This window comes from Candidatus Latescibacterota bacterium (assembly GCA_019038625.1).
Lineage (GTDB): Bacteria > Krumholzibacteriota > Krumholzibacteriia > Krumholzibacteriales > Krumholzibacteriaceae > JAGLYV01.
On the sequence record JAHOYU010000021.1, the window covers coordinates 1 to 10,407 of the forward strand.

The 10,407-nt window shown below is 49.4% G+C and carries 11 protein-coding genes; 1 reads left to right on the forward strand and 10 read right to left on the reverse strand.

The genetic code is table 11. The annotated features are described in order from the left end of the window. A partial coding sequence (locus tag KOO63_01215; GenBank protein MBU8920453.1) for an FAD-binding protein occupies positions 1-187 on the reverse strand: 187 nt, incomplete at its 3' end. A 211-nt stretch (positions 188-398) separates the two neighbouring features. On the opposite strand from KOO63_01215, the gene KOO63_01220 reads away from it, so the two are divergent. Continuing rightward, positions 399-1,025, forward strand: coding sequence for a hypothetical protein (locus KOO63_01220; protein MBU8920454.1), 627 nt, complete (start codon positions 399-401; stop codon positions 1,023-1,025). 62 nt (positions 1,026-1,087) lie between these two features. On the opposite strand, the gene lpxK is transcribed toward KOO63_01220, so the two are convergent. From lpxK to bamA, 9 genes are all read right to left on the reverse strand, one after another. Further along, a complete protein-coding gene (gene lpxK / locus KOO63_01225) occupies positions 1,088-2,212 on the reverse strand; it encodes a tetraacyldisaccharide 4'-kinase (GenBank protein ID MBU8920455.1) in 1,125 nt (374 codons plus the stop codon). Next, complete coding sequence (locus KOO63_01230) at positions 2,199-2,882, reverse strand: lysophospholipid acyltransferase family protein (protein MBU8920456.1); 684 nt, start codon at positions 2,880-2,882, stop codon at positions 2,199-2,201. Before KOO63_01230 ends, lpxK begins: the two co-directional genes overlap by 14 nt. A gap of 59 nt (positions 2,883-2,941) precedes the next feature. Beyond that, the gene (gene lpxB, locus KOO63_01235) at positions 2,942-4,090 is read right to left on the reverse strand and encodes a lipid-A-disaccharide synthase (GenBank protein MBU8920457.1); all 1,149 of its coding nucleotides are present in this window, start codon (positions 4,088-4,090) and stop codon (positions 2,942-2,944) included. Further along, positions 4,066-5,040 carry a Gfo/Idh/MocA family oxidoreductase gene (locus tag KOO63_01240; protein MBU8920458.1) on the reverse strand — a complete coding sequence of 325 codons (975 nt, stop codon included), beginning with the start codon at positions 5,038-5,040 and terminating at the stop codon, positions 4,066-4,068. The genes lpxB and KOO63_01240 overlap by 25 nt, the downstream gene beginning before the upstream one ends. A gap of 29 nt (positions 5,041-5,069) precedes the next feature. Beyond that, positions 5,070-5,846, reverse strand: coding sequence for an acyl-ACP--UDP-N-acetylglucosamine O-acyltransferase (lpxA, locus tag KOO63_01245; protein ID MBU8920459.1), 777 nt, complete (start codon positions 5,844-5,846; stop codon positions 5,070-5,072). Between the two features lie 10 nt (positions 5,847-5,856). Continuing rightward, the gene (locus tag KOO63_01250) at positions 5,857-7,167 is read right to left on the reverse strand and encodes a bifunctional UDP-3-O-[3-hydroxymyristoyl] N-acetylglucosamine deacetylase/3-hydroxyacyl-ACP dehydratase (protein MBU8920460.1); all 1,311 of its coding nucleotides are present in this window, start codon (positions 7,165-7,167) and stop codon (positions 5,857-5,859) included. Further along, positions 7,142-8,200 (reverse strand): UDP-3-O-(3-hydroxymyristoyl)glucosamine N-acyltransferase, encoded by a 1,059-nt coding sequence (gene lpxD / locus KOO63_01255; protein MBU8920461.1) that lies wholly within the window; start codon positions 8,198-8,200, stop codon positions 7,142-7,144. Before lpxD ends, KOO63_01250 begins: the two co-directional genes overlap by 26 nt. A 117-nt stretch (positions 8,201-8,317) precedes the next feature. Further along, positions 8,318-8,863 (reverse strand): OmpH family outer membrane protein, encoded by a 546-nt coding sequence (locus KOO63_01260; GenBank protein ID MBU8920462.1) that lies wholly within the window; start codon positions 8,861-8,863, stop codon positions 8,318-8,320. A 68-nt stretch (positions 8,864-8,931) separates the two neighbouring features. Further along, the coding region (gene bamA / locus KOO63_01265) for an outer membrane protein assembly factor BamA (protein MBU8920463.1) at positions 8,932-10,407 on the reverse strand (1,476 nt) is incomplete at its 5' end.

Genomic DNA, 10,407 nt, shown 5'->3' on the forward strand with positions numbered 1-10,407 from the left:
TTCCGTCGATCACAGAGTCTATTCCCCCCTGTGCGTAATTGGTGTTTGACTGCGCGGCCTGTTTCTTTGTGACTACTCTCACATCAGCATATTCGGCTGCCTTGAGAGCAAAAAACAACCCCGCTGCTCCGCTTCCGATAACAAGTATGTCGCTCTTTACAATTTCCAAAGTTTCTCCTTCGACCATTGTATAATAGAAAATCGGGATAATTCAGGCAATATAAAGAAGTGCAATCTGCATTTTCTTCCACTTCCAGATTTTCTGCCAGAAAGAAACGATTTTCATCTCATTGCTATAACATCATTTACGTAGGCACACATTTAGGACACTTGGCACAAACATTGCGTATGACCAGTTGAAAACTAATAATGCCAGTCACAAATGAGGAGGTTACCCGATGTCCACAAGGAAATTGACTACACTGGCTGTTATTACCATGATAGTGATCGGTGCCCTGAGCGCCGGTTGCGATAACGACAACAACTACGACGAACGAACTGTCGTCTATGTCAGCAATGTCAACGAGGGGTATCCCTTCATCAGCGATGTTCTTAACCAGGGTGACGAATTGTTCATCGAGGACGATCCTGCAAACGGTTACAACATCGGTGACGACTATATCATCGAGGACTGGATGAAGGTCGAGTTCCACAACAGACCTTATAACAGTGTCGTTGATCCGAACGCCAGTTCTCTTGGCGATTTCCTCGTGACGAGCTACGAAGTCGAGTTCACGCGGCTCGATGGGAACCTCACGCCGGTCGTCGCCGATTTCACCGGCCTGATGAGCCTGATGGTCCCGGCAGATTCAAAAGTCGAAGCAGTGATCCTTATCGTACCTTACGGATCAAAACTACTTCCGACATTGTCCTCTCTTCAGTACAATGCTGGAGAAGTAATGGCTCATGCCCAGATAACTTTCCATGGCCACGAGATTCAGACGGAAAGAAATATTAATTTCAGCGCTGGAGTCATAGTGACCTTTGCGGATGTACTTACCGATGAGGATCCGAACGACCATTGATCTGATTTTTCGGGTAACAAAAACCACGACCGGGCCTCCCCCACGCGGGTGGTCCGGTTTTATTATCCATCTAAAAGAGACTCGATACCAGATATCACTGCCTCGACCCTGAGAGCCAGAAGTAACTCATCATCATCGAAGAACCTCTTGACCTTATGGATATCTTTCTCCGTGGTGATGTATGCGGAGGCTTCAGTAGTAGCGTGCCTGATCAGGTCTACATCAGACCTTGAGTAAACATGATGGTCCTCAAACCGGATCGACACGGCTGGCTCTATCCCTGTACCGGATATGGAACGTTCAAATGATTCCGGGTGAGCTATCCCGGAGAACAGGACCACTTCCCTTCCATCAAGGATCTCATCTCCTGCTCGATTACCATCAAGATCGACCAGGCCTGATACTTCGTGCCTGGCAAACAATATCTTTTTCCCTTCTGTCAGGACAAGAGCATCTTCCGGTATACCTCTACCATTCGATCTTGTGAATATGACTACATCCGATCTCTCTACAGCTTCGGGGCGCTCACGCAGAGTCCCTGCCGGTATCAGGCGACGGTTTCCAAACGGTCTCCGCGCGTCGAGCAGGAGGATATTCAGGTCTACATGGACTTCCGTATGCCTGAACGCGTCATCGAGAAGTATATGATCCGGCCTGAATAAATGCCCGGCAGCCTCTATCCCACGGGATCTGTTCGAATCTATTATTACGGGTATTCTCCTCGACATGTAGATGGAGACTTCATCGCCTGTCACTTCTACCCCCTCAACCTTTCTCCCTCTACTCTTCGTCTGTTTTTCCAACTCGGCCGAAAGGATCCATCTTCCTCCGAATTCATGGACATTTTCTCCACTCGGCACGACAGCCACAGGCATTCCCTGTCTCTCTGCGACACTACCGTACCCCCGCGTGACGACCGCAACTCTTTTTCCCATTTTCATAAGATATGAAGCTATCGCCAGAGTCACCGGAGTCTTACCACTTCCTCCAGCTTCCAGATTCCCGATAGAGATCACTTGAAAGCTGCCGGTGGATGAAGTGATTTTCGGCTTCCTGTCAGCCGTCTTTTTATCGAGGTAAATCCCGTATAAGCAAGCAAGGACAAACCTTACAGGTTTGAGCAGGCCATACCATCCTTTTCCGTTAAACAGTTTTAATCCCAGTGGATAACGCTCAATTATCCTCATGGGGCCACACCTCCACACCTTTGTGTCCAGCTTCAATGTCCAGTTCTGTCGTCAACTGACCAAGATATTCCTCAAGCTCTCTTCTTTTGGTCTCTCTTTCAGGTGCCGACTCATCCCTCGAAACAATAAAGGGCTTCCCATATCTTACTATCACTTTCGTGAAAGGAGCAGGAAGTTGAAATCTGTCCCATGAAGACAGGAGTTTTCGACACACAGCCGTGTTCGTCACAGGTACGATTGCGCATGAAGTCAACCTGCTGAGTTCTATCGCACCCTGCTGCATCTTCCCCCTGGGTCCCCGTGGCCCATCTACAGCCAGTGCTATATCCTGTCCCTTGCTCAATACCGCCTTCAGGCTCCTTATCGCTCTTGCTCCACCCTTTGAGGTAGAACCCTTTAGTTGACCGAATCCAAGCCGTTCTATGATCCTGCCCAGCAGATCACCATCATAATGGTCCGAAGTAAGCGCCTGAACCGAACGGTTGCGGTGAGTCCAGCTCAGCACGAGAAGTCTTCCATGCCAGAATGAAAATATTAGATTTGAAGAGATTCTTCTGGCTTCATCGAGATATCCAGGGTTCTGCCACTCGACTCGCCATGTCATCGCCAGGATCCTTATCAGAAATGCTCCAAAAAAGCTGGTGATCGTCTTGTTTAATCTGATCTTCATCGCCTGATCTCTCTGTCAGAATCTCTCCATGATCCCAGCCCTTATCAATGCCTTCCCGGTCAGTGCTCTAAACATAATTCAATGGCCTTATGCGCTAATTTCTCCAACCCGTTTTCCTTATAGAGCAGTTCCCTTAAAGCAAGTTGTTCCATCGATATCTCGGAATATTTCCGGGAATCACTCAACAGCTTGAGCGCCTCTGCCGCAATCTTCTCTGGAGTCACCTCATCCTGAATCAATTCAGGGACGATCTCTTTTTCCCCAAGTACATTCGGCATTGCTATATGGGGAATCCTGACCAGCATCTTCCCCAGTGTGTACGTGAATCCCGATGTACGGTAGACCACTATAGTTGGTGTTCCGGAAAGCGCGGCCTGCAATGTCACAGTGCCGGATGTAGCGATCGCCAGTGTGGCGCTATCCAGTTCGGACACTCCATGTCTTGATATCGTGACCCTCCCCTTGAGTGCAGGAGGAATATCTATTTCACTCTCTTCGAAAATCGGCGCAAGGCCAAGGACGAATCTTGCTTCCGGAATTTTCGATGCTATTATCCCCACTGCTCCAAGAATGGCCGGAAAAACTCTTTCCATCTCCTGCCGTCGGCTTCCAGGATACAGGACTATCTTGATTTCCCCGCCACTTTCAGGCAACCGCTTTGGTCCTCCGGGCGAAGGTATCTCATCGAGCATAGGATGACCCGCGCAATAAACAGGGATATTCTGATCTCTGTAGAATTTCTCTTCGAAGGGCAGAATAACGGCCATCAGGTCCACCGACCTCCTGATGCGCCCGATCCTCCACCCCCCCCATGCCCATACCTGTGGACTGATATAGTACAGGACCGGAACTCCCCGGGATCTCGCATACCCGGCGATCCTCAGATTCATGCCCGGATAATCTACGGGGATATACAGATCGATTTTCTCTTCACGAAGGATTTTTTTCAGTTTATTTTCAAGTGCGATTATCCGGGGAATCCCGGAAACGATCTCGGCAAATCCCATGAAAGCGAATTCTTCAAGGGGAAAGATGACCTCGGCTCCAGCTCTCTTGAGTTTCTCTCCACCCATAGCGATCACTCTGCAACCCGGGTCTATTGAGCGGATCTTTCTTATAAGAAGGGAAGCGTGTTCGTCACCGCTGGTCTCACCGCAAGTCACGAGGATAGTCCTCACTTCGACTATCCCTCCTTTTGCCCGATGCATGAGAGGATCTTCTCAGCCATTTTCAGCGCTTCCAGCGCCTGTTTGCCCGTCACTACCGGTTCAGTCCCGGTCCTGACAGCATTGACGAAAGATTCTATCTCGTTTTTCAACGGTTCACTTTTGTCGATCTCTGTATCAACAGGTCTGATAAATGCCGTAGGGTCACCTGCCAGCGTTTCCATCGAGATATTCTCAGCTCGACTGTAGGCCTCTATCTCTTTTGCTCTGAAATCAGCGGAGATATACATGTTTTCCTGGAAGAACCTGACTTTTCTCAGTGGCTCTATCGATATCCTGCTTGCTGTGAGGTTCGCCACACAACCGCTTTCGAATTCGAGCCGTGCATTCACTATATCGGGAGATGAGGTCAGAACGCCAGCGCCTGAAGCTCTGAGCTCAGTCAAATTGTCGCCTTTGAGTAAAGTAAGTACAATATCAATATCATGGATCATCAGGTCAACAACCACAGAGACGTCTATACCTCGTGGGGTGAATGTCCCCAATCTATGTGATTCTATGAAGAGTGGTTTGTCGACAAGACTTTCCACCGCGGCAAATGTCCCGTTGAACCGTTCGATATGACCAACCTGAAAGACCAGTCCTCTTTCTTTCGCGGCGGCGACCATACCTGCTCCCTGAATGGAATCAGATGCGATCGGCTTTTCGACAAGGACATGGACACCCATGTCGAACGCTCTCATTACCGTTTCGTAATGGTCCGTCGCCGGCGTACAGATACTGACGAGATCCACGTCATCAAGAAGCGCCCCGGCATCTTCACATACTTCGCACTTGAACTTCTCTGCCGTAGATGAGGCTCTCTCTCTCAGGCTGTCGTGAACGAGTACAGTATCCACATCAGGAATACCCGCATATATCCTGGCGTGGTTGGTTCCAAGGCTGCCCGTACCGATGACGCCTGCTTTCAGGCCGCTACCATTCTCTTTCATATCACTCCCGATTATTCTAGGTGTGTTGCTTACCTGGTCAGGCCTCGTTGTGACCTGCCGATGAATTCCAGCAAGCTCTCTATTTCTGGTGTCTGGGGCAGCTCGTCTCTGATCCTCTCCAGCGCCGGAGTAAGGTTGAGGCCGCTCCGGTATATATACCGGTACGCCTTTTTCAGCAAGTTTCTCTGCTCAACCGTAAAGCCGCGTCTCTCCAACCCTACCGTATTGAGGCCACTCGGCTTCGTGGGGCATCCCCCGAACTTGAAAAACGGAGGAATGTCCTGGGAGACTCTGCTGCCGCCACCTACAAACGAATGAGCACCGATTGAAACGAACTGATGAACAGGGACCATACCCCCTATGATCGCCCAGTCCCCTATAGTCACATGTCCCGCAAGATTGACGGCATTGGCTAGAATCACGTTGCTACCGAGAACACAATTGTGTGCAAGATGAACATAGGCCATCAGCAGACAGTCATCTCCAACGACAGTGGACTCATTCTCGCCAGCCGCCAGATTGATCGTCACATATTCCCTTATCGTATTGTTACTCCCGATCCGTACATGACTTTTCTCGCCGGAGTATTTCAGATCCTGCGGTTCACTTCCGATCGCAGCACCGTGAAATACCTTGTTCCCCGAACCGAGCGTCGTATATCCTTCGATCAGCACATTGCTCCCGACAACGGTTCCCTCACCTATAGTCACGTCGGGACCTATGACTGAGAAAGGACCGATTTCGACCCCTTGTGCCAGCTTGGCTCGCTCACTGACCACGGCACTCGGATGAATCTTCGGCGACATTCCTTCGCTCCTATCGCAACACGATGGTTGAACTAAGGTTGGCTTCAGCAACGACCTTTCCGTCGACATATGCTAATCCCCTCATCTTACAGAATCTTCTTTTCAGTGAGACCATCTCCAGCTCGAACCGAAGCTGGTCGCCCGGCACAACAGGTTTCCTGAATTTCGCTCTATCTATCCCCATAAAATATACCAGATACTTTTCAGGATTATCGACACTCGACAACAGCAGTATTCCTCCAACCTGGGCCATTGCTTCAATGATCAATACAGCGGGCATTATCGGATGTCCCGGAAAATGCCCGATAAAAAACGGTTCGTTTATCGTCACATTTTTTATTCCTACTACCCTTTTCTTGTCCTCCAATTCGAGGATCCTGTCTATGAGCAGGAAGGGATACCTGTGAGGCATAATTTCCTGAATAACATTGATATCCCAGAAATCGTTGTTCGGCCCCATCGCGGTGAGCGCCTTCTTCTTCTTGTCTTTATCCAGCAGACGCACGAACTCAAGATTATAGTTGTGGCCAGACCTGACCGCTATGATATGCCCCTGTATCGGCTGACCGAGTAGACTGAGATCGCCGATGATATCCAGGACCTTGTGTCTCACGAATTCGTCCGGGAACCGCAAGGGCTCTTCGTTAAGTATACCGTTTTTATCTACGACCACCGCATTCGCCAGGCTACCGCCCTTGATCAGCCCCTCAGCCTTCAGCATATCTACGTCCGACATGAGGGCAAATGTCCTCGCCGGCGCGATCTCACGCTGGAATATTTCCGGATCGATGTCTAAAGATATGAACTGTGTTCCTATATGCGGATTATCGTACTCTATTGTAAAGCTTATCTTGAAGCCCTCATAAGGCAGGGCGATTATCTCAATATCGTCCTTCTGATAGCTTATCGGGGTCGTCACCTTGAAGACAGGAACAGGAACTCCCTGATTCTCAAACCCTGCAATATTCAGCGCGTCAACCAGAGATGCACAACTACCATCCCTCGGCTCTGGAGGTTCATCAGCATCGATATCGATATAGAGGTTGTCGACCTGCAGCCCCGAAACTGCTGCGAGAATGTGTTCAACTGTATGAATCACCGTCTCACCGCTTGACAATGTTGTATTTCTCTTGATATCGCCAGAATGGATGAATTTCGGAGTGGCAGGGATCTCTACCACCGGATCGAGGTCGACTCGCCTGAATATTATCCCTGTACCGTTCTCTGCCGGCCTGAACACGGTCGTTACTTCTACCCCTGTATGAAGTCCTGTTCCCTTGAAGGTGAACGGGGCCTTAATCGTTCTCTGCTGTCGAACCACTTCCTGATCCTTTCTCGAGGGTCTCCACCCTTTTCTGCAGGTCTCGGAAATCCTTCAGAAGACCGGGAAGTCTTGTCGAGGCAGCATATATCTTCCTTGCAACAGAATGTTCACGGGCAGGATAACCTGAGACATTCGTGGCCGGAGGAATCGACTTCGTCACACCGCCCTGAGCTCCCACCATCGCTCCCTCACCGATCTTGATATGTCCCACCAGTCCTGCCTGTCCGGCAAGAACAACGTTTCTTCCAAGCTCTGTACTGCCTGATACTCCGACCTGAGCCGCAAGTACGGAATCCTCCCCGACTATCACGTTATGTGCTATCTGAACAAGATTATCTATCTTCGAACCACGTCTTATCAGTGTCACTCCTGTAGTGGCCCTGTCGATTGTCGTATTTGCGCCTATCTCCACATCGTCTTCTATCTGTACTATCCCTATCTGGGGTATCTTCTGATGAAGACACCCGTCTTTCGCGTATCCGAATCCGTCACTACCGATAACAACACCTGAATGTATGATCACGCGGGAACCGATCTCGCTTTTCTCCCTGATCGTCACATGGGGATATATGAGGCAGTCCTCACCGATCACTACATCTTCATTTATGCAGGCGAGTGGCAGTATCGTTGCCCTGTCGGCAATTCTGACATTCTCACCGATCACGACATAAGCACCTATCGAAGCCTCGGCACCGATTTCAGCGCTGTCCGCGATGACAGCCGTAGGATGGATCCCCCGGGGATACTTTTCCAGATGTCCCATCGTGAATAAGGTCACGACCTTAAGAAATGCAAGGTATGGGTTTTCTACCCTGATCACGGCACCGTTAAAATTACCGTTACTACCTGCTATCAGGGCAGAAGCTTTTGTGGAAGCGAGGAACGACTCATATTTCGGGTTGGCGAGAAAAGTTATCTCGCCCTCACTGGCTTCCCTGATGCCAGCTACACCCTCGATTTTGACATCGCTGTCGCCGAGGACTTCTCCACCGACTACTTTTGCAAGCTCTCCCAGACTATAAACAGTCATATGACCATCCGATTCCTGTTCCTGTCAGACCAAAGGGGATTTATCCGGAAAGTCTAACCCCCGATTGGTCAAAAAGCAAATAATTAAAGTCTCCTGTCATACCTTGACAGTCATAATTTACTGATTAGCCTCCAGTTGCGACTCCAGAACCGCGATTACCTGATCCGTGATATCTATAGTCTTGTCCGCATAGACTATGTTTCCCTGCGAGGAATCGAATACTATCGTATAACCTTCGTCCTCTGCCAATCTGGCTATCACGGCATTGATCTTTTCGACGATCGGGGAGGTAAGTTCCTGGTTTCTTCTGGCAGCTTCACCGGTCTCACCAAATACATCCTTCATGTACTTCTGGTAATCACGCGCCTTCGTTTCGAACTCGACTTTCTTTTCCTGGAGTTTTTCCTCACTGAGCATCAAGGACTGGCTCTCTATGTTCTCGCGCAGCCTCGCAAGCTCAGTCTCCATTTCTTCTGCCTTTTTCTTCCAGGCTTCGACTTCCTTCTTATAGACCTCTTCAGCTTCCACGGTCTCCTTGAATTCGGCAAAGATCTTGATCGTATCGATATATCCGATCTTTACTTCATCCGCTCTCAGTGCGGTCAAGGGCACCATCGTAAAAAGATATGTCGCCAGCAATATAACAGATATCTTCCTTTTCATCTCCTGCCTCCTTTTAAAGTTTTCCGACTGATCTATAATTACTTTAATTACCTCAACAAAACCGGAATCTAGAAGAAAGTGCCGAAGGTGAAGTGAGGCTCCCATCCAGCGCCACCTTCCTTGTCGAATCCGTAACCATAATCAAATCCGAGATTTCCCATACCGGGCATTTCGAGTCGCACACCTAATCCCAGGCCTCTCTTCAGACTGAACATGTTCGCGTCTCGAAACGAATTCCACGTATTCCCCGCATCGAAGAAAAACATTCCATATATCTGCTGATTGAAAGGAAACACGACCTCCTGCGTATACTTTGTCATAAATCGTCCGCCGACGTAGGGATCGTTTCCTTCCGGTACCACTTCATAGAAATCGTATCCTCGGAGAGGGTACCGTCTGTTGCCACCAAGTCTGAACTTTTCGTAATCCTCGATCTTCTCCCCACCATAACCTTCTATCAGGCCGATGTCGACATCGAGATGGAAAGTAAATTTCCAGAAAAGGTTCCTGAACCAGGACATTCCGGCGTTGTACCTCACAAACTTCACGTTCCCACCAAACGGGCCGCCGGCGAGTTCGACACTGAGATTCGTCTTGGATCCTGTGCTGGGATGGAACGGGCTGTCTGTCGAATTTCTCGACACACTCAAGGTCACAGTACTCTTGATGAGAGGCCATCCGACTTTTCTCAAGCTACCTCCCGCAGGATATGCCGGATCAAAATCGGTCAATTCGATATTCTCGAGCCTGTACATCGCGAAGACCCTCGCGTAATCCAGCCAGGGCATCCGATGTCCCGCCTGAACGGAGAATCCTTTTCTTCTGTCAGTGTAGTACTGCTGACTTATCCTGTCCTGGATCCAGTTGAAGACACTTACCGTCAGGTTGACATCGGTATTGAACAGGTGGGGCTCCATATACCTGATATTCATATTTTTTCGCCACCTGCCGAATTCCCAGTCGAGCGAGACAGTCTTTCCCCGTCCAAGGAAATTCGTTTCCTGCACACCGAGAAATCCGCTGAGCTTGTTGAGCTGGGAGAATCCGAACCCACCCTTGAAATTCCCGGTCTGCTTCTCCTCAACATCTATCAGAAGATTGATTTCGCCATCTTCGTTGACCGGCTCAGTATCAATCATTGGTGGCCCGGCAAAATAACCCAGCTGGAAGATCTCCCTGATCGATCTCTGGACATCTCCCAGAATAAACCTGTCTCCCGGATATACATCGAGCTCGCGCCTGATCACCGTCTCAAAAGTCTTGGTGTTCCCACCGATCTTGATCTCTTTTATTGACGCGGGATTGTTCTCGATGATATCGAGACTCAGGTCGATCTTTCGCCTTCTGATATTCTGCCTTGGTCTGACTCTGCTCCAGATATACCCTTTTTCCCAATAGAGACTGTTGATCGCCATCTGAGTGAAATCCACGTTCTCAAGGGAGTACGGGTCTCCCTTCTTCAGAGCGATGAGAGACCTTATATCTTCGTCCTCTACTACTTTATTACCGCTCCATTTCAGGTCACCAACATAATACCTCTCACC

What these genes read in the sequence shown, in the direction of transcription:
- lpxD (MBU8920461.1), bottom strand. Translation starts at nt 8,200, where the DNA reads ATGACTGTTTATAGTCTGGGAGAGCTTGCAAAAGTAGTCGGTGGAGAA.
- KOO63_01220 (MBU8920454.1), top strand. Translation starts at nt 399, where the DNA reads ATGTCCACAAGGAAATTGACTACACTGGCTGTTATTACCATGATAGTG.
- KOO63_01240 (MBU8920458.1), bottom strand. Translation starts at nt 5,040, where the DNA reads ATGAAAGAGAATGGTAGCGGCCTGAAAGCAGGCGTCATCGGTACGGGC.
- lpxA (MBU8920459.1), bottom strand. Translation starts at nt 5,846, where the DNA reads ATGTCGCCGAAGATTCATCCGAGTGCCGTGGTCAGTGAGCGAGCCAAG.
- lpxK (MBU8920455.1), bottom strand. Translation starts at nt 2,212, where the DNA reads ATGAGGATAATTGAGCGTTATCCACTGGGATTAAAACTGTTTAACGGA.
- KOO63_01230 (MBU8920456.1), bottom strand. Translation starts at nt 2,882, where the DNA reads ATGAAGATCAGATTAAACAAGACGATCACCAGCTTTTTTGGAGCATTT.
- lpxB (MBU8920457.1), bottom strand. Translation starts at nt 4,090, where the DNA reads ATGCATCGGGCAAAAGGAGGGATAGTCGAAGTGAGGACTATCCTCGTG.
- KOO63_01260 (MBU8920462.1), bottom strand. Translation starts at nt 8,863, where the DNA reads ATGAAAAGGAAGATATCTGTTATATTGCTGGCGACATATCTTTTTACG.